15 protein-coding genes are annotated in these 17,815 nt (G+C 64.6%); 11 read left to right on the top strand and 4 right to left on the bottom strand.

Translation table 11 applies throughout. The annotated features are described in order from the left end of the window. Positions 1-110 precede the first annotated feature (110 nt). Positions 111-845 carry an SDR family oxidoreductase gene (locus Mame_RS24295; protein WP_018066823.1) on the bottom strand — a complete coding sequence of 245 codons (735 nt, stop codon included), beginning with the start codon at positions 843-845 and terminating at the stop codon, positions 111-113. An 82-nt stretch (positions 846-927) separates the two neighbouring features. On the opposite strand from Mame_RS24295, the gene Mame_RS24290 reads away from it, so the two are divergent. After that, positions 928-1,860, top strand: coding sequence for an AraC family transcriptional regulator (locus Mame_RS24290; RefSeq protein ID WP_018066822.1), 933 nt, complete (start codon positions 928-930; stop codon positions 1,858-1,860). Positions 1,861-2,068: 208 nt separating this feature from the next. On the opposite strand, the gene Mame_RS24285 is transcribed toward Mame_RS24290, so the two are convergent. Further along, entirely contained in the window at positions 2,069-3,961 is a 1,893-nt protein-coding gene (locus Mame_RS24285) for a DUF2207 domain-containing protein (RefSeq protein WP_157624573.1), read from the bottom strand. Between the two features lie 254 nt (positions 3,962-4,215). Here Mame_RS24285 and Mame_RS24280 point away from each other — a divergent pair, with 254 nt between their 5' ends. Both Mame_RS24280 and Mame_RS24275 read left to right on the top strand, forming a co-directional pair. Further along, positions 4,216-6,366, top strand: a complete 2,151-nt coding sequence (locus Mame_RS24280; protein WP_018066820.1) for a hypothetical protein — start codon at positions 4,216-4,218, stop codon at positions 6,364-6,366. Continuing rightward, the gene (locus Mame_RS24275) at positions 6,363-8,045 is read left to right on the top strand and encodes a toxin-antitoxin system YwqK family antitoxin (protein WP_018066819.1); all 1,683 of its coding nucleotides are present in this window, start codon (positions 6,363-6,365) and stop codon (positions 8,043-8,045) included. The genes Mame_RS24280 and Mame_RS24275 overlap by 4 nt, the downstream gene beginning before the upstream one ends. 147 nt (positions 8,046-8,192) lie before the next feature. Here Mame_RS24275 and Mame_RS24270 read toward each other — a convergent pair whose 3' ends face one another. Both Mame_RS24270 and Mame_RS24265 read right to left on the bottom strand, forming a co-directional pair. Further along, positions 8,193-9,017 (bottom strand): transporter substrate-binding domain-containing protein, encoded by an 825-nt coding sequence (locus Mame_RS24270; protein ID WP_018066818.1) that lies wholly within the window; start codon positions 9,015-9,017, stop codon positions 8,193-8,195. Between the two features lie 144 nt (positions 9,018-9,161). Next, positions 9,162-10,085, bottom strand: coding sequence for a LysR family transcriptional regulator (locus Mame_RS24265; protein WP_018066817.1), 924 nt, complete (start codon positions 10,083-10,085; stop codon positions 9,162-9,164). A gap of 154 nt (positions 10,086-10,239) precedes the next feature. On the opposite strand from Mame_RS24265, the gene Mame_RS24260 reads away from it, so the two are divergent. The 8 genes from Mame_RS24260 to Mame_RS24225 all read left to right on the top strand — a co-directional run bounded on the left by Mame_RS24260 (position 10,240) and on the right by Mame_RS24225 (position 17,814). Then, positions 10,240-11,415: an NAD(P)/FAD-dependent oxidoreductase gene (locus Mame_RS24260; RefSeq protein WP_018066816.1), complete on the top strand. Its 1,176-nt coding sequence runs from the start codon at positions 10,240-10,242 to the stop codon at positions 11,413-11,415. Beyond that, a complete protein-coding gene (locus Mame_RS24255) occupies positions 11,412-11,666 on the top strand; it encodes a 2Fe-2S iron-sulfur cluster-binding protein (RefSeq protein WP_026173829.1) in 255 nt (84 codons plus the stop codon). The genes Mame_RS24260 and Mame_RS24255 overlap by 4 nt, the downstream gene beginning before the upstream one ends. Continuing rightward, the gene (locus tag Mame_RS24250) at positions 11,659-12,996 is read left to right on the top strand and encodes an FAD-dependent oxidoreductase (protein WP_018066814.1); all 1,338 of its coding nucleotides are present in this window, start codon (positions 11,659-11,661) and stop codon (positions 12,994-12,996) included. Before Mame_RS24255 ends, Mame_RS24250 begins: the two co-directional genes overlap by 8 nt. 7 nt (positions 12,997-13,003) lie before the next feature. Beyond that, on the top strand, positions 13,004-14,404 hold the full coding sequence (locus Mame_RS24245; protein WP_018066813.1) for an aldehyde dehydrogenase family protein: 1,401 nt from the start codon (positions 13,004-13,006) through the stop codon (positions 14,402-14,404). 10 nt (positions 14,405-14,414) lie between these two features. Beyond that, the gene (locus Mame_RS24240; protein WP_018066812.1) at positions 14,415-15,161 is read left to right on the top strand and encodes a 4-hydroxy-tetrahydrodipicolinate reductase; all 747 of its coding nucleotides are present in this window, start codon (positions 14,415-14,417) and stop codon (positions 15,159-15,161) included. A gap of 23 nt (positions 15,162-15,184) precedes the next feature. After that, on the top strand, positions 15,185-16,102 hold the full coding sequence (dapA, locus tag Mame_RS24235) for a 4-hydroxy-tetrahydrodipicolinate synthase (protein ID WP_018066811.1): 918 nt from the start codon (positions 15,185-15,187) through the stop codon (positions 16,100-16,102). 256 nt (positions 16,103-16,358) lie between these two features. Then, the gene (locus tag Mame_RS24230) at positions 16,359-17,024 is read left to right on the top strand and encodes an amino acid ABC transporter permease (protein WP_018066810.1); all 666 of its coding nucleotides are present in this window, start codon (positions 16,359-16,361) and stop codon (positions 17,022-17,024) included. A gap of 10 nt (positions 17,025-17,034) precedes the next feature. Further along, entirely contained in the window at positions 17,035-17,814 is a 780-nt protein-coding gene (locus tag Mame_RS24225; protein WP_018066809.1) for an amino acid ABC transporter ATP-binding protein, read from the top strand. Position 17,815: the final 1 nt, after the last annotated feature.

Genomic DNA, 17,815 nt, shown 5'->3' with positions numbered 1-17,815 from the left:
GGAAATAAACGGGTGTGGGCGGTATGTCAATCGTCCGGATCGGGGTCGGCGGAAGCCGGCGTGAGTTCAACTCCCTTTCTGCCAGAAGCAAAGAAAGCAGCAGAACGGATTCAGCCTTGCGCCGTCGGGCGGATGACGATGCTGCCAACGTCGACATCGAAGGGCTGTTCCAGCGCGTAGAGGACGCCGCCGGCGATCGCATCCGGCGAGATCGCGATCGCCCCCAGACGCTCCGTAATCATCTGTTTTGTCGTCTGGTCCGTGATGCTGTCGCCGAAATTCGTGGCAATCATTCCGGGCGATATTTCGGTGACCCGCAAATGCGGCCCCGCCTCCTGTCTGAGCGCCTCGGTCACCGTTCTGACGGCATTTTTCGTGGCGCCATAGACCCCCATCGTCGGCACGATCTGGATGCCTGCCGTCGAGACGACATTGATGACGTGACCGCTCTTCTGTCGTCCAAACACCGGAAGGGCGGCCGCTATGCCGTAAAGCGTGCCCTTGAGGTTCACGTCGATCATCGCGTCCCAATCGTCGACCCGCAAAGCATCGAAGCGGGAGATCGGGCCGATACCGGCATTGTTGACGATGACATCGAGCCGGCCGAAGCTGTCGATTGCCTTGGCGACCAGAGCTTCGAGATCGGCGCGGCGGCGAACGTCGGTGGCCTTGAAAACAGCCTGGCCTCCGTTGGCGACGATCTCGCGTGTGATCGTTTCAAGCTCGGCCTCTCTGCGCGCGCCGAGCACGACGCGGGCCCCTTTCGCGGCCAGCAGTTTCGCTGTTGCAAGGCCGATGCCGCTGCTGGCGCCGGTAATGGCGACAACTCTGCCTTCAATGGTCATTTGGCACTCCCGATAGATGATTTGCTTTTGCAGTTATCTATGCCAGGAAGGAAAGATTAGCGACGCGAAGGAGTCTCTCAAATTGTCGCGATCGTCCAGCATCGCCGTCGATCCGCTTTCAAACGTGCTCGATATTCTGGGCGCGCGCGTGGCGCGGCGCACACGAATAGAAGCCGCTGGCGCGTGGTCGCTCTCCTTTCCCGGCCTCGATCGTCTCAAATTCGTGGCATTGCTTCGCGGCGATGCGTGGATTTCGGTCCCGGGGCATCAGCCCCGGCGCATGCAGGCGGGCGATGTCTGTCTGATCGGACGCACGGACTATGTGGTATGCAGTGATCCGACACTCGCCCCGGCCGATGGCCGCGCTCTTTACGACGGTCCGGAGCGGGATGTTGCCCGGATCAACGGCGATGAGACTGTCGGCATCGGAGGCAGCGTCACCTTTGCCGGGGCAAATGCGGATTTCCTGCTGGACATGCTGCCGGATTTCTCGGTCGTGCCGAGGGATGCCTCGGGCTCAAGCGCGATCGGGATAACTCTCAGCCTGATATCGAACGAGACCGAGCGCGAGGCGATCGGGGGCGAAATCGTGCGCTCCCGCCTTGCCGATATTCTTCTGGTGGAAGCGATCCGCGCCTGTGCGAGCGAGGTCCGGGCGACCGGCATGGGCTGGCTTGGCGCGCTTCTCGATCCGCGGATCGGCCGGGCGCTTGCCGCCCTGCACGAAAACGTCGCCCATCCATGGACCGTGGCGGAACTGGCGGGGATTGCCGGCATGTCGCGCGCAGCCTTCTCCGCCGCGTTCTCCCGCCGCATCGGCCAGCCGCCACTGTCATACCTCCGCTCGTGGCGGCTCACAGTCGCGCGAACGGCGCTCATGCGGGACAATCTGCGCGTGGCCGATGTCGCCGAGATGGTGGGCTACCAGTCGCAAAGTGCGTTCAGTCAGGCTTTCCGCCGCACCTTCGGAACCTCTCCGAAAGACGATACCGCAGGCCCCGCGACCATTCCCTGATCCCATCGGGGAAAAGGCGAAATATGAGGATAGTGCGGCCGTTTGAAGCGCCGCCGATATCGTCCATACGCCGGCAATCTCGTCACCCGGCTCGATGCGGAATACAAAGCCGCATGCAACCGGCTGTGACCTCCGGTCAACTCACGAGCAACCGCAAATCGCCGCGCCCTCGCCTGCGGTCAGCCAGTTCTGATCTCGAGACAGCCATTCACCAGCCGCCGCCCCCACCGCCGCCGCCGCCCCCACCGGAGAAGCCCCCACCCGAAAAGCCGCCGCCAGAGCCCGAACCGTTGGGCGAGATGCAAGCCGTGAGGTTGGTGCTGAGCGCCTGGCAGGCGCCGAAGATGGTCGCGCCGTTCGCGCCCGTGTCATAGAAGGTCGGGTGCAGGCCGAAGGGGATCGGGTTGATGGTGCCGCGGCCGGCGTCCATCACGCTGTCGAAGGCCCGGCTCCATTCGGATTTCATATTGAGCGCCACCGCGAAGGGCAGCAGGGCGGGAAGCGCGTCCCTTTCGCTGCGATTGGCGTGGCGCATGTCGCCGACGCGCTCGAGATAGAGGCGCAGCCCCTCGATTTCCGCCTCGCGCGCCCGCCCCTCCTCCGTCGGCTGGCCGATCCGCGCGGCAAACCACCAGAACAGCACCGGCGTCGCGACAAGGCCAAGCGCCGTCGCCCATCCGAAGGCCCCGGTGAAGAAGCCCGTCATCAGCCACAGACCCGCGCTCGCGACCAGCCCGCCGCCCATGCCGTTTCCGGCGGCATTGCTGACCGTATCCGCCGAGGCGCGCGCATCGAAGCCCGCAAAGGCAATGCCGAGCGCGATCGGCAGCAGCGGGCCATAGGCGAGGATCCACCCCTCGCCATCCATGCCGGTCAGCGCAAGCGCTGCGGCAAGGCCGGAGCAAAGGAAGGCGGCCGCCAGCTTCCACTTGCCGTTCGGCGCGTAATACCGCCGGCCATGGGTGGCGCGCACGGCGCGGGCGAAATCGCCGTAAAGCCGTCTCAGCGTTTGCCGGTTGTTGCGCTCGACCAATATGCTGCCGCCTTCGGCGCGCACGCCAGAAACCAGCGCTTCCTCCTCGGGCGCCAGCGTGCCGGTGTCGCCCTCGTCCAGCACGATCCGCCAGGCCTTGCCCTCGGGAACGATGGTCATCAGCCCGCGCAGGCCGAGATTGATGACCGTGGCGAGGAGCGCGGAATGGCCGAGCATGCGCCGCATCGAAATATACTGCACCTGAGCCGGCGTCGTGCCGCGCGGCGGCTTGCGCCGCTCGACCACCGGATAGCGTCCGGCGTGCTCCTCTCCGGGCCGCCTGATCCGCCGGGAGACCAACAGGAAAAGCAGGCCGAGAGCGCCGAGACCGACGCCGGAAATCGCCACGCCCGGATTGCGGCGCACCCACCACCGGAACCGCTCGGCGGCAGCCGGTTCGCTGACGAAACCTTTGGGGAATGTGATGGCGACCGTCAGCCCCTCCTCCGGGCGGAGAATGCGGTAGGTCGAGATATCGACCGTGCCGCCATCCGGGCTGAGGCGGCGGGACACCTCGGTGCGCGTCGAGCCGAGCGGGCCGGTATAGCCGGCAACCTGTGTGGCCGCAGCACCCTCCGGCAGATGAATGGTCGCAGCGGCATTGTCGATCGGGAAGGCCCAGTAGCTGCCGGTCACATTCCAGTAGAACTCGTCCTGGCCGTCGCGGCTTTCGATCTGCGGTCCGGTGCGATAGGAAAGCCGGAAGGTGTGAACGCCCGGTTCGAGATCGGTTCCGGCATCCCCCAGAAAGATGCGTATATAGTCGCTGCGGCGGGCGACGCGCATGGACACCGGCGCGCCGTCGAGCGTGGCCGACAGGATCTGCAGCGCGCCCGGATCGACGCCACCCTCCGCCGTCCGTCCCGCGATCGGCAGATCGCGAAAGATGCCATGCTCGATCCGGTAACCCTCCGCCCTGATCGCGATGGTCTCGGTGATGTCGAGGCGACCGGTCGGGCCGATCGTAATGTCGCTTTCGAAACGCTCGATCCTCTCGCGCGCCAAGGCCGGCCCAAGCCAGATCAGCACAAGCAGGAAGGCCGCGACGATCCGCTTCCCCGAGACCAAAAGGCCGTCATCCGATTTACCATGCCGGCGGAAAAAAACTGTCTGGAAAACCGAGCGTGATTTCATGAATAAAATGGCTGACTGCCCTGGCTTTTGGTGTGGCGAATCCGGGTGACGGGGCCTTATAGCCCGGCGAAAAAGCATAGACAAACCCGTTCGTTACAATGGTTTTCCGGCAGGGAGTAAATCTCAACTTGCAGTTACTTGCCTCTGCCCGCCTGCCCCTTCATGACTGCGCCATCGAAGGAGAAAGCATGATCGAACGACGTTTCTGGTTCGCCCTGCTTGTCGCCGCCATTCCCGGCGTGGCAAAGGCCGAGACCATCATTTTCGACCCGGCCGTCGGAGCCGAACGGACCTATCACCTCGAAATTTCCATGGCTTCCGGCTTCAGCGATTCGGACGGTTTTTACGACAACCAGTTCGTTTCGGCGCTGACCCGCTTTGCGGTCACCGGACGCGACGAGGACGGCGGCATCAGCATGGACGTCTTCCCTTTGTGGTTTGCCTATGAAGAGGGATCGCGCGTGACCAGCACCGCCTTCGGCGACGCGCCCGATGACCTTGCCGCGCTGATGCGCGAAGGCTTTTCCGCCACGATCGATCCGCAAAGCCACGGGCTGACGGATTTCGCCCCGCGCGGCGATGCCGAGATGCCGGAAGCCATGCTCGCCCAGATGCGCGACCAGCTCGGTCAGCCGGTCCTGCCGGTCGAAATCGAAGCCGAGGAAGGCTGGTCCACCACCACCACGCTGCCGGGCATCGCCGATGTCGAGATCACCGTCAGCGCGGTGACGCCGGATGCAGTGTTTCTCAGCTATGACGGCGCGTCGGCGGATACGCGACTGTCCGGCGTTTCGGTGCTGGCGCGCGACAGCGGCTGGGTCGAGCGCTCGGTGATGACCTATGACATGCGCATCAATCCCGGCGCGGACGACGAGCGCTTTTCGCGCCAGACCATCGCGATGGCGAACACGGAAAGTCCCTTCCCGCTCTATACCCATGCGTTCCGGGGCGAGCCTGAATGGCATGACATGCCGACTTTTCCGTTTTCAACCATCGTCATGCCGCCCGAGCCGGACATGGTGTTCACCGGCGAACCGGGAGAGGCCGACAAGCACGGCAAGACCTACACGCTGAGCTTTGCCCACGATCCCGCAGCCGGCAGCAATATCGGCCGCTTCGCGCTCCACGATCTCCATCTCTTCGACGGCGACGCCGAACTGCCGACCGCGTTCATCGCCACCATGCCCGTAACTGTTCCGGACGCCGACGGTTTCCGGACGGTCTCGCGCGCGCGTCCCGTCGGCATCGGCGATGTCCGCGACGATCTGGAACGGGCGACGGCGCTCAGCGCCAAGGTCGACTGGTATCCGTCAGAGCCGTTCACCCTGACGCTGCGACCGGACGCGGACGGGGCGGCCAGCGTAAGCCGCAACGGCGCGTCGGCCGAACTCCGGCCGACAGATGACGGCTACGAGCTGCTGCTCTCCGGCAAAACCTGGGATTTCTTCGGCCTTTCCTTCCCGGAAGGCAGCGCGGTCAAGGGACAGATCTATGCCGCCGACAGCGGCGCGGACTGGCTGACGCCGGCCGAAAGCCAGGCGAGACGACTGGCGCTGCCGGATTACAGCGGCCTCAAGGTTGCGCTCAAGGCTGAAACCGTGCCGGAGAAGATCGAAATCCGGGTCGAGCGCTATGCCGAAACGCCGGTCGCGACCCGCGCGGTCACCTTCCGCACCGAGCGCGGCAAACGCCTCGATCCCGACACCGAACCCGAGACGCGAGCGCTTTATCCGGAAGGCGCACCGCCGGCGCTCGATGCGCTCACGCCCGAAGGCCTCGATCTGGCCGCGCTGCGTTTCAGGCTCGCGACGACGCAGACGAAGCACTGCGAGGCCGGGCTCGATGAGCCCGCACCGCTTGCCGGTCACGAGTTGGTCTTTGAAACGCAGGCGGACGAACGGACCGGTACGACGACGCTGCAGCTTCAGACCGATGACGGCATCCGCACGCATTTCTACGGGCATGACCCGATCGCCGTCGTGATCGATTGCGAGACCGCCGTGGCATGGCGCGAGGTGAGCGCGGCGCTCGATCCCGCGCGGCCATGGCTGATCGATCCGGAAACCCTCGGCGCAGACAGCACCATGACGATTGGCGCATTCAACGCGCGCTTCCGGCTGGTCGATGCCGAAGGCACCGCGCTGGCGCTGGTCGCGCCGGATGGCCCGCCCCTCGCCCCCGACGACACGCTCGCCTCGGCGCTCTTCGAAGACGGCCATATCCGCGCCGCCGGCCGGCCGGAGCGCATCCTTGAAGCGGACGCCGGTTCCGACCCGGTGAGCCGGCGCTTCGAAATCCGCTTTCCCGATCTGCCTGAACCGAGGGAGGACGCCCGATGAAAACCGCTCTCGCACTTCTACTCGCTCTGGCGGCAGGCGCCGCACATGCCGCCAATGTCGATGAAAATCTGGCACCCTCCCCGGACGGCGCCTACAGCTACACCCCGCCGGAAAAGGCAAAGGACGGCGTCTATATCATCGATATCTACGATGAAGACGATGACCGTTATGCCCGTGTCTGGAACACCGCCCCGACGCTGGATGAGGGCCGCAAGGTCGGAAAGATCGAGACCTTCTATCCCGGCTCGGGCTACCTCAAAACCCGCGTTCCGCTCAACGAGGACGGCCGCCGCGACGGCGAGATGGTGACCTTCGATGAGGACGGCAACGTCGTGGGCCGCACGCCTTATGATGACGGCAGCAAAAACGGCACGGAGGTCCGGTACTGGGCGGACGGCAAGACGCAGCGCGAAACAACGTGGAAGGATGGCGTGCTCAACGGCCCTTGGCGTCTCTATTATCAGGACGGCACGCTTTCGGCCGAAAACAACCATGTCGACGGCCATATCGATGGCGTGGAACGCAAATACCACGAAAACGGCAAGCTTGCCGCCGAAATCCACTGGTCGATGAGCCGGCGCGATGGCCCCTACAGGGACTACGACAAGGACGGCAACCTTATCGAGGAAGGCCATTATGTCGATGGCGCGGCCGATGGGGTCGTCACCGAATACTGGCCCTCGGGCGCGCGCCGGGCCGAGCGTCACTACGACATGGGGACGCCGACCGGCAGCGCAAAACGCTGGTCGGAATCCGGCGAACTCGTGGCCCAGACCGATTATGCCGAGGATGGCAACGCGTTGAGAAACCGGAAATGGAAGGACGGAGCGCTGATCTGGCTCGAAGAGCCGGTGCAGATCGAAGGCCGTGGCGAAGGACAGAAAACTGTCGAGCATTACGGCAATTTCACCGAGACCGAGATCAAGGCCGACGGCTATCTCCTCTTCACGAAGTATCTCAACGACCAGCTGCTGGACCGCACCGAACTGGTCGATGGCGAATATCGCGGGCTGTTCGTCTCGACCACCGAAATCGACCAGATCACCACCCGCGTCCACTATGTCGACGGCAAGGAGGATGGTCTTTACACCCGCGCCTGGCGCGGCCGGGAGTGGGACCGGGGCTATTACGACCATGGCAAGCGCGTCGGCGACTGGCGCCGGACGGAACACTCCAGCGACGTCATCCACGAGACCTATAACGATGACGGAAAGCTGACCGGCGCGCAGCGCACATACAGGATGAACGGCGAGTTGAAGCGGCTCGCCACCTATGACGCGGGCGTCTTGAACGGGCCCTACAAGGAACTGGATGGCGACCGGATGATTGCCGGTGGCCGCTATGTCGACGGCGAGAAGCACGGCGAATGGCTGGAACAGGTGCCCTACCGCGACGAAACGCGACAGGGCCGCTACGACCACGGTATCCAGGAAGGCCGCTGGACGACCTTTGACGGCAACGGCTACCGCATCGCGGTCACAAGCTTCAGCAACGGTATGAAGGACGGGCCGCGCTACATTCTGGCGGAAAACGGCGCGCTTGAGGAAGTGCAGATGTGGAAGGACGACAAGCGCGACGGCACCACCACCTATTATGACGCCGACGGCCCGATGTCGCGTCAGCTCTGGCGCGATGGCCGGCTGCAGGGGGACGCGGTTCCCGCCCGGGATGCGCGATAACTGTTCTCGGGCGGCCGCGAGCCCGCTGGCGCGTACCCGCCGTTTCACAACCGGGTTCTGCCGTCGCAGGCCACGCGCAAGAAACGCCCGGCACACGCGCCGGGCGTCTTTCCATCTGCTGAAATGGACGGCAATCCGTGGTCCCGATCAGCCGCCGAAGCCGAAGCCGGGAGGCATGTCCGTCAGCGAGATGCCGAACGGCTCCAGGCTCTTCAGGATCCAGGTCTGGTTGTTGCCGATGCGGCGGTTATATTCGGCCCAGGCGGATACGAAGCTCTTGAAGGTCTCGTCCGAGCCGTAGTTCACGGCAATCACCGAAGGGGTGGACAGAACCGGGGTCGGCACCTTGACGCTGCCCACATTGGCGGCCTTCTTGGAGATCACCAGCCCGTTGAGCATGGTGTTGATCAGCCCCTGCGCCTTGCCGGTGGTGACGGCGACGATCGCCTCGTCGCGGGTCTTGAAGCGCAGAATGTTGGCCTTGGGCAGATATTGCTGCGCCATCAGATCCTGCGCGGAGCCGAGATCCACGGCGAAGGTGTATTGCGGGTCGTTGAGTTCGTTCCAGCTCTTGCCTTCCAGCGTTTCATCGGCGGAGATCAGCACGAAACTGTTGTAATAGGTCGGGTCGGAAAACGAAACCGACAGCGCGCGCACCGGCGTTGCAGTCACGGCGAAGGCCATGTCGACCTTGCCGCTCTGGACATCCAGAATGGCGTTGGACCAGCTCGATTCCACAACTTCAAGCTCGACATCGAGCGTCTTGGCGATATCCGACGCCATATCGATGACGAAGCCGGTCCATTCGCCCGTGCGCGGGTCCTTGTTGAAATAGGGCACTTCGTTCAGGATCGCCGGAATACGCAGCGTGCCGCGCTCGCGAATATCACTGACCGTGTCGGCGCTGGCGGCGGCTGAGAACAGCGAAAGCGCCACCGCCGTCACGCCACAGATCTTGGCAAACAAATTCATTGAGAGATCTCCATAATTCCCCGGATTGATCGTTTTTTTCGAACCGCAACCCCCATCGGTCACGTCGGGAACAGGCTAGCGGCTCAGCCGATCGAGACAATGCTAGAGAAAAGACGGCGCTTGTGCGCTTTTTTGTATGTCGGGTCATAGAGGCGGCAGGATATCGCCGCTCGGCGGGTCCAGAACCGGCCCCACCAGTTCGCGCTGGCAATCCTCGTAAAGCTGCTGGACCATGGGGTGGGTTTGCAGGAAGCCGGCACTGCCGAAATAGACCCGGATTTCCGGCAGGCTGGTGAGGCGGAGCGAGGCGACCTTCTCGTCATCGGAGGCCACGCACCATGAGGGAATGATGGAAAAGCCGAGCCCCTCCTCGACGCACAGCTTCACGCTGGAACTGCCCGACGTCGAAATCGCGGGGTGAACGGCCCTGCCGCCACGGCCGAGAAAATCGACCGAGACATTGCGCAGCGTCTGCCCGGGTTCATAGGTCACGAACGGCTTGTCCGCGGCCCAGTCCGGAATATCCTCCTGCGCCGGAACATCGCCCCAGGCACGCGGGAAAACCAGCGAAAGCCGGTAGCTTCCGAGCATGCGCTGCGGTACGACGGGATCGCCGAAATAGCGTTCCGAGATGCAGACATCGAGGCTGCCATTCTTCACCAGTTCGGCCAGCACCGTATCGCGCTCGTAGACGGAAAACTCCATCTCCGGAAAAGCCTCGCGGAAGCGGGCCAGAACCTTGGGAAACAGATAGAAGAAGATCGCCTGCGGCATGCCCACCCGGAGCGCGGAGCGCTGGTTCTCGATCAGCGTCGTCAGCCGTTCCAGCATGATGTCGAGTTCGGGATGGAGCAGATTGTACAGCGCGCGCCCGCGCGGCGTGAGCGTGATGCGCTTGGCCCCCTGCTCGGATTCGATCAGCCTGCTTTTCAAAATCTGCTCGAGCCGGCGCACATGGTTGGCGGCGGACTGATAGGACAGGTTCAGCTCGCGCGCCGCCGCCGAGAACGAGCCGTTGCGCGCCACATGATAGAAGGTCTGCACCAGCGTAAGACTGATCTTTGCCATCGCGAAAATCCCCTTTCTTCTCTTTTAAGGGGTGGCCGGCCGCTAACCTGATACAAAAAACATGACCTTTGAAGGCCATTCTCTTGTATCGACGCCCGAAGCCGACAGCCGTCAATATGACCGATATCGAACGTCATCATACCGGTCAAACCAAATGCATGCCCGCTCCTCACCATCCGCCATCGTTATCGGTTCCGGCATCGTCGGCGCGGCGACCGCCTATTTTCTGGCGAAAAAGGGCGTCCGCGTCACGCTGATCGACAGCAGCGCGCCGGCGGCGGAAGCGACCGGTGCTGCCGATGGCGCGGTCTCCGCGGCCAGCAAGCGTCCCGGCCCGATGATGACGACGGCCCTGGAAGGCATTGCGCTTTACCGCAGGCTTGCCGAAGACGGACTGTTCGCCGGCCTGTTCAAGCAGCGCTCGACCTTCATCATTGCCTCCAGCGCGGAAGAATGCACGGTGCTGGAGGCGCATGCAGCAGCCCTTTCGTCCGCCGGCGTGAGCGTGGAGGACCTCAACAGCTGCGCCTTGCGCCGGCGCTTTCCGGCGCTTTCCGAAAGCGCGTCCCTTGCCGTCGAAGTTCATGCGGAGGGACACGCGATCGGCTACCGGATCGTTCACCGGCTGATCGGAGCCGCCGGCATCGCCGTCCACCGCAATACCCGCGCCAGCCGCCTGCGGCTTGCCGGCAATGGCGAACGGGTCGAGGGCGTTGAAACCGACAACGGGTTTCTTGCCGCCGACGCTGTCATCATCTGCGCCGGCTCCGGTTCCGAGCGTCTGGTCAATGTCGGCGCCGGCCTCATTCCGCGCAAGGGGCAATTGCTCGTGACCGAACGCGCCGTCGCCCTCAACGCATCCATGCCCGGCGCGATCATGTCGGGCCGCTATCTGCTTTCCAAGCGTTCCGGCACCAGCGACGCCGCCCCGCCCGGACGCGGGTTTGGGCTTGTCATCGACCCGCTGGAGACGGGGCAATTCCTGATCGGCGGCACGCGCGAAGCCTTTGGCGACCGCAAGGTCAACGATCTCGAGGCGGTGTCCCGCATCCTGAGCGATGCCGTCGCGCTGGTGCCGGGGCTCGCGCGGCTTCGACTTCTCAGGGCCTTCGCCGGCGCGCGCACCGCCGTTTCCGACGGATTGCCGCTGATTGGCAGGCTGCCCGGCATAGAAAACGGCTTCATCGCCACCGGCTTTGAAGGTGATGGCATCTGCCTTGGCCCGGTCACCGGCAGGACGATCGCCGAACTTGTCACCGGAGAGCGCCCGTCGATCGATATCAGCCCGTTCGATCCCGCCCGCTTCGGCATCTGCGAGGTGGCGGCATGAGCCGGGGGACATTCTTCTTCATGGGGCGCGAAATCGTCTTCCGCCCGGGCGAAACCATCGCCGCCGCCCTTGCCGCCGAAGGCGTGACGCAGTTCGGCGCCGACGGGCTCGGCCAGCCGACCCGCTATTTCTGCGGCATCGGCGCTTGCCAGGGCTGTGTCGCGCGGGTCGACGGGATCGCGCGCGAAACCTGCCTGACCCCTGCTCGCGAAGGCATGCAGGTGGAAAGCATGGAGGGCGGTTATGTCTGAGCCCGTGGTTGAAGTGCTGATCATCGGCGCCGGTCCGGCAGGGCTCGCGGCCGCCGCCACGCTGAAGCGCGCCAGTGTTTCGGTCGAGATCATCGAACAACGCCCGACGATCGGCGGCGCGATCTTCCGCCAGCCCATCGACGGCGTCACCCCGATCCCGCAGCCGCGCGCGGCCAAGGCGCGTTTTGCGCGGCTGAGACAGGCCGCTGAAAACATCCCGATCCACCATGAACAGGTCTTCATCGCGGTCGACGGCGACGGCTGGGTGGTCACCGAAAACCGCCGGACAGGGCATATCGAAGCGCGCCGGCCGCAGGCGGTGATCATCGCAACCGGGGCGGTCGAGAAAATTCTGCCGCGTCCCGGCTGGCACCTGCCCGGCGTTTCCACCGCCGGCGGCCTGCAGGTGATGATGAAGGAAACCGGACGGCCGCCGCAGGGCCGCGTCCTGCTCGCGGGCAACGGCCCGCTCCTTCTCGCCGTCGCGGCCCAGATGACGCGGCTTGGCAATCCGCCGGTGGCGGTCGTCGAAGCGGGCGCGCCCTTCAGGGCGGTTGCCGCCGGCTTTCAGCTTTTCCGGTTTCCCCAATTGCTGATGGAATCCCTCGGCTACATGACGACGCTGCTCACGCGGCGGATACCGGTTCTGCAGGCGACAACGGTGCGCGATATCCGTCGAACCGACGACGGCTTCGCCGTCACGCTTGCCGATCGGAATGGCCGCACCCGGGAAATCATCGTCGATCGCGTAGGCCTGCATGACGGTATCCGGCCCAATGATTTCGCATTGCCGCCGGAGGGTCAGCCTTCCCCAAGCCACCCCCTGATCCTCCATGCCGGCGACGGGCGCGAGGCGCTGGGCAGCAGCGCCGCCGAAGCCGATGGGCGCAAGGCCGCGGGCCAGGTGATTGCCGCGCTGTCCGGACATGCGCCAAGGCCCGAAGCAATGCTGGCGCACATGCGCGCGGCGCAGGCGGTGCTCGACCGGATCTTCGCACCGGTATCAGGCGCCTCCCCGTTCGCGGCGCTGCCCGATGACACGATCCTCTGCCGCTGCGAGGGCAAGACCGCGGGCGATCTGAAGCGGCTCGTGCTCGGCGTCGATGCGCCCTCGGAGCGCGAGATCAAGCACAATGGCCGCTTCGCCATGGGCGCGTGCCAGGGGCGGTTCTGCGCCCACAATACGGCAGCATTCATGGCCGAGCTCAGACCGGACCAGACCGTCCCCGCGGCCAAAAATCTGGCCGGCAGGCGATGGCCGATCCGCCCGGTCCCGATCGACGCGATGATCACCGCGGCTTCCTCCCCAATTGAACCGAAAGACCAGTGAGGCATCTATGGCACAGGCACAGGCGGCGATCCTGCCGCAAACAGAAACGATTTCCATCCGCAACCCGTTTTCCGGCGCGCCGGTGGGCGAGCTTTGCGTGAACACGCCGGTGGAGATCGACGCCGCCGTGATCAACGCCAAGGCCGCCGCCCGCGCCTTCCGTTTCTCGACCCCGGCCACGCGCCGCGCGCTGCTGAACGCGCTTGCCGCCGAAATGGCCGCCGATGCCGAAAATCTGGCGCGGATCGTATCATCGGAAATGGGCAAGACAATCCGGGAGGCCCGCAACGAAATCCGCCGCGCCCAGAACACGCTGAAGCTTGCCGGCGACGCAGCCACCTTCCTTGACGGTGAGGCCCTGCATTGCGCCGTCGTCGAGGGTGGCGCCGACCGGCTTGCGACCGTCACCTATGAGCCCGTCGGCGTTGTCGGGGCGATCACGCCCTTCAACTATCCGGTCAATCTGCTGTGCCACAAGCTCGGCCCGGCGATCGCCGCCGGCAATGCCGTGGTCGCCAAGCCCTCGCCGAAGGCGCCGCTTGCCGCCAACAGGCTTTGCGAGCTGGCGCGCAAGGCGGGCTGGCCGGACGACCTGTTCCAGGTCGTCAATGGTGGGGCGGAGGCGGCCCTTGCCCTTGCCCGCGCGCCGATAGACCTGCTTTCGTTCACGGGCGGACCGGCGGCCGGGCTGGCGCTCAAAAACGCCAGCGGTCTGGTGCGCTGCCTGATGGAGCTTGGCGGCAACGACCCATTGTTCGTCCTGCCCGATGCTGACCTCGACCGTGCCGTCGCCACCACGATCGGCCACCGTTTCGAGATCGCCGGCCAGAGCTGCGCCGCCGTCAAGAAGCTCTATCTCCACGCCGATATCGAAAAGCCTTTCACCGACAGGCTGATGGCCGCCGTGGACGGGGTGGAATTCGGAGACCCTGCGCGTGACGACACCGACATGGGCACCGTGATCGACCTGCCTGCGGCTCGCATGGTCGCCGAAAGGATCGCGGCGACGGTCAGCGCCGGCGAGGGCCGGCTGCTTGCCGGCGGCAATCATGATGGCACCGTTTTCGCACCGACCGTTCTCACCGATGTCGCCGCCAATGCTCCGGTCATTGCCGAGGAGACCTTCGGCCCCGTGATCGCGATCCGCCGCTTTTCCGACGCCGGCGCGGCGATCGCGGAGGTCAATGCCGGGGAATACGGGCTGCAGGCGGGCGTCTTTACCAACGACCATGCCCTGATCCGTATGTTTTCCCGCAACCTCGCCGTTGGCGGCGTGATGATCAATGAGGGGCCGGATTTCCGCGCCGAGCATGTGCCCTTCGGCGGCATCAAGCGTTCCGGCCTCGGCCGCGAGGGCGTGCGCGTCGCCATCCGGGAAATGTCGGAACAGAAGGTCGTGATCGACTAAGGAGAGTACAATGCGTATCGGAATTCTCGGCGCTTCGGGCCGTGTCGGAACCAGTCTCGTGGAGCTGATCGTCTCCAATCCCGGCCTTGAGCTTGCGGCGGCGCTGGTGTCGCCGGGGTCAAGGCTTGTCGGCAAGCCCGTCGCCGGCAGCAGCATCGAATATCGCCCCGCCGACGCGGCGATGAAGAGCCATTGCGACGTCATCATCGATTTTTCGACCCCGCAAGCCAGCATGGCGCTTCAGGACGCCATCGGCGTCAAGAGCATACCCGTGGTCATCGGCACGACCGGGTTCTCCGCCGAGGACGATGCCCGCCTGTCGGCCTGCTGCGCCCACCGGCCTATGCTGATCAGCGCGAATTTCGCCCGCGGCTTCGAGGCCTTTCGCCTGAACGTTCTCGGCTTTGCCCGGATGATGCCGGAAGGCGAGCCGCGCGTGAGCGAGACCTATCACGTCCGCAAGAAGGCCGAGCCTTCGGGAACGTCCAGACTGCTGGCCGGACAGATCGAGGAGGCGAGAACCGCCGTCATGGGCTTTGCCGCCGCAAAGACGCCGATCACCGTATTCCGCGAGGGCGACACGGTGGGCATCAACGCCGTCAGCTTCGATCTCGGTTCGGCGGAGGCCCGTTTCACCTATCAGGTCCACACGCTTTCGGCCTATGCCGAGGGCGCCATCGCCGCAGCCCAGTGGCTGAGCTCCGGTCATCGCGAACCCCGCCGCTATTCACTCGCCGACAGCCTCGCCGCCCGGTGATATTCCAATCAGAGGAGAACAACATGAACAAACTCAGGAGCCGCTTTACCGGCGTTTTCACCGCCCTCGTGACCCCGTTTCGCGATGGATCGATCGATTTTGTCGCCTTCGATGCGCTTGTGGAGCGGCAGATCGCCGCCGGCGTCGCCGGTCTCGTGCCCGTCGGCACCACCGGCGAGGCCGCGACCCTTTCCGATGACGAGGCCGATCAACTGATCGCCCGCACGGTCGAGAAAACCAAGGGCCGCGCGCTGGTCATGGCGGGCGCTGGCGCCAACGACACCAAGAAGGCGGTTGAGAAGATCCGCCGCGCCGAAGCGGCCGGCGCCGACGCCGTGCTGGTCGTCACACCCTATTACAACAAGCCGACCCAGGCGGGCCTCATCGCCCATTACGGCGCCGTGGCCGGGGCGACCGCGCTGCCCGTCATGCTCTACTCGGTGCCCGGCCGCTGCGGCGTCGAGATCGCGCCGGAAACCTGCGCGACGCTGATGCGCAAGCACGCCAATATCTTCTCCATCAAGGAGGCCGGCGGCTCCGCCGCCCGGGTCAGCGAGCTGCGCCGCGCCTGCGGCGACGAGCTGATCGTGCATTCGGGCGATGACGGGCTGACATTGCCGTTCCTGTCGCTCGGCGCGGTCGGGGTCACCTCCGTCGTCGCCAATGTCGCGCCGGACACGATGGTGGCGATGGTCAGGGCCTGGCATGAGGGCAATACCGCCCACGCGCTTGCGCTGCACGATCTGGTGGCGGAACTCACCGATGGCATGTTCGTCGAAAGCAATCCCGGCCCGGTCAAGGCGGCGCTGGCGCTGAACAACCTTTCGGGTCCGGAAATGCGGCTGCCCATGGTACCGGTCTCCGACGCCAACCGCGAGCGCCTCGCCGGCATCCTGAACCGCTACACGTCGGCGGCCTCCGGCGTGCTCGGCGCGCGCTGAGACATCGCGGCAACCCGACGGAAATCCGCCCGTTTCGGTCCGGATTTGCGCAAGGACAATTGCCCGGCGCGCGGCAACGGCTAACAGGAATGCCGGTCAGCGCGCCGGCGACAGACGCCGGCTCCTTATCTCGAGAGGGGCCGGGCTTCACCATAACGAGGGGAACCGAAATGAACGAGAAACGGCATCAGGAGCAGTGTTCCGGGCGAAGATTGGCCCTGACAAGGCATCGACATGACAGCCAGGGAGCAAGATGATGCAGTATAACTGGGACTTTCATTCGGTATGGCAGTATCGCGACCTGTTCCTCTACGGGCTCGGGATCAGCATTGTCTACACGTTCGGATCGATCTTTTTCGGAGTGATCCTCGGCTTTATCACCTGCGCGGCGCGGCTGTCGCGGTTTAGGGTGTTCAACTGGATCGGGCGAATCTATCAGGAAATCTTCCGCTGCAGCCCGCTCCTAGTGCAACTGCTGTGGTTCTACTACGCCTTCCCGCTCCTGATCGGCGTCAACATCGACAACCGGTTCGCCGCCATGCTGACCCTGTCACTCTATGTCGGCGCCTTTTACGCGGAAATCTTCCGCGGCGGGATCGTGTCGATCGATAAGGGCCAGCGCGAGGCGGCGGCCGCGATCGGCATGAGCCCGTTCCAATCGATGCGCCGGATCATTCTGCCGCAGGCGCTGAAACGGGTGCTGCCGTCCTTCATCAACCAGTCGGTCATCCAGTTCAAGAACACCTCGCTCGTCTCCGTCATTTCGGTTGCCGACCTCGCCTATATGGCCGCGGTGGTGAACGGCCAGACCTACCGGCCGCTGGAATCCTACACGGTCATGGCCGTGCTCTACATCGTCGTGCTGCTGCCTCTGATGCAGGCCGCGGACTGGTTTGAAAAACGGCTCAGGGTCAGCGACTGAGGGAAGGAAGATGAATATGACACAGCAAAGCCAGACCGGCGCGCCGGTTCTCGAAGCTGCCGGCCTTCAGAAAAGCTACGGCATTCACGAGGTCCTGAAAGGGATCGACCTGACATTGACGCGCGGCGAGGTGGTTGCCCTGATTGGGCCCTCGGGGTCCGGCAAGTCCACCTTCATCCGCTGCCTCAACGTCATGGAGACGCCCACCGGCGGCACGATCCGCTTTCGCGGACGCGACGTGGGAACCAGTTTCCGCGATGCCGGCGACAAGATCGGCATCGGCACGCTTCGCCGCCATGTCGGCATGGTGTTCCAGCATTTCAATTTGTTTCCGCACAAGACGGTGCTCGAAAACGTGATCGAAGGGCCGGTGATCGTCTGCCGCAAGCCGAAGAAGGAGGCCATCGCCCACGCAATGGAACTTCTCGGCCAGGTCGGTCTCGCCGAAAAACACGCTGCCTACCCCAATCATCTCTCCGGCGGCCAGAAACAGCGCGTCGCGATTGCCCGCGCGCTGGCGATGGAGCCGGAGGTTCTGCTGCTCGACGAGGTGACCAGCGCGCTTGATCCCGAACTCGTGGGCGAGGTTCTCGCCGTTATCCGCAAGCTCGCCGAGGACGGCATGACCATGGCGATCGTGACCCATGAAATGGCCTTTGCCGCCGATGTCTCGAGCCGGGTCCTGTTCCTGGACCAGGGCGTGATCGCGGAAACCGGCTCGCCCGACCAGGTGATCCTCAATCCGCAAAATCCGAGGCTTCAGGCCTTCGTTTCCCGCTTCAGGGGGTAGA

Origin of the sequence: Martelella mediterranea DSM 17316 (assembly GCF_002043005.1) — a bacterium.
Classification (GTDB): Bacteria; Pseudomonadota; Alphaproteobacteria; order Rhizobiales; family Rhizobiaceae; genus Martelella; species Martelella mediterranea.
The sequence above is the reverse complement of the archived record's forward strand: the minus strand, read 5'-3'. Positions and strand labels throughout refer to the sequence as shown.

What these genes read in the sequence shown, in the direction of transcription:
- Mame_RS24230 (WP_018066810.1), top strand. Translation starts at nt 16,359, where the DNA reads ATGCAGTATAACTGGGACTTTCATTCGGTATGGCAGTATCGCGACCTG.
- Mame_RS24275 (WP_018066819.1), top strand. Translation starts at nt 6,363, where the DNA reads ATGAAAACCGCTCTCGCACTTCTACTCGCTCTGGCGGCAGGCGCCGCA.
- Mame_RS24260 (WP_018066816.1), top strand. Translation starts at nt 10,240, where the DNA reads ATGCATGCCCGCTCCTCACCATCCGCCATCGTTATCGGTTCCGGCATC.
- Mame_RS24250 (WP_018066814.1), top strand. Translation starts at nt 11,659, where the DNA reads ATGTCTGAGCCCGTGGTTGAAGTGCTGATCATCGGCGCCGGTCCGGCA.
- Mame_RS24245 (WP_018066813.1), top strand. Translation starts at nt 13,004, where the DNA reads ATGGCACAGGCACAGGCGGCGATCCTGCCGCAAACAGAAACGATTTCC.
- Mame_RS24265 (WP_018066817.1), bottom strand. Translation starts at nt 10,085, where the DNA reads ATGGCAAAGATCAGTCTTACGCTGGTGCAGACCTTCTATCATGTGGCG.
- Mame_RS24280 (WP_018066820.1), top strand. Translation starts at nt 4,216, where the DNA reads ATGATCGAACGACGTTTCTGGTTCGCCCTGCTTGTCGCCGCCATTCCC.
- Mame_RS24255 (WP_026173829.1), top strand. Translation starts at nt 11,412, where the DNA reads ATGAGCCGGGGGACATTCTTCTTCATGGGGCGCGAAATCGTCTTCCGC.
- Mame_RS24240 (WP_018066812.1), top strand. Translation starts at nt 14,415, where the DNA reads ATGCGTATCGGAATTCTCGGCGCTTCGGGCCGTGTCGGAACCAGTCTC.
- dapA (WP_018066811.1), top strand. Translation starts at nt 15,185, where the DNA reads ATGAACAAACTCAGGAGCCGCTTTACCGGCGTTTTCACCGCCCTCGTG.
- Mame_RS24295 (WP_018066823.1), bottom strand. Translation starts at nt 845, where the DNA reads ATGACCATTGAAGGCAGAGTTGTCGCCATTACCGGCGCCAGCAGCGGC.
- Mame_RS24225 (WP_018066809.1), top strand. Translation starts at nt 17,035, where the DNA reads ATGAATATGACACAGCAAAGCCAGACCGGCGCGCCGGTTCTCGAAGCT.
- Mame_RS24270 (WP_018066818.1), bottom strand. Translation starts at nt 9,017, where the DNA reads ATGAATTTGTTTGCCAAGATCTGTGGCGTGACGGCGGTGGCGCTTTCG.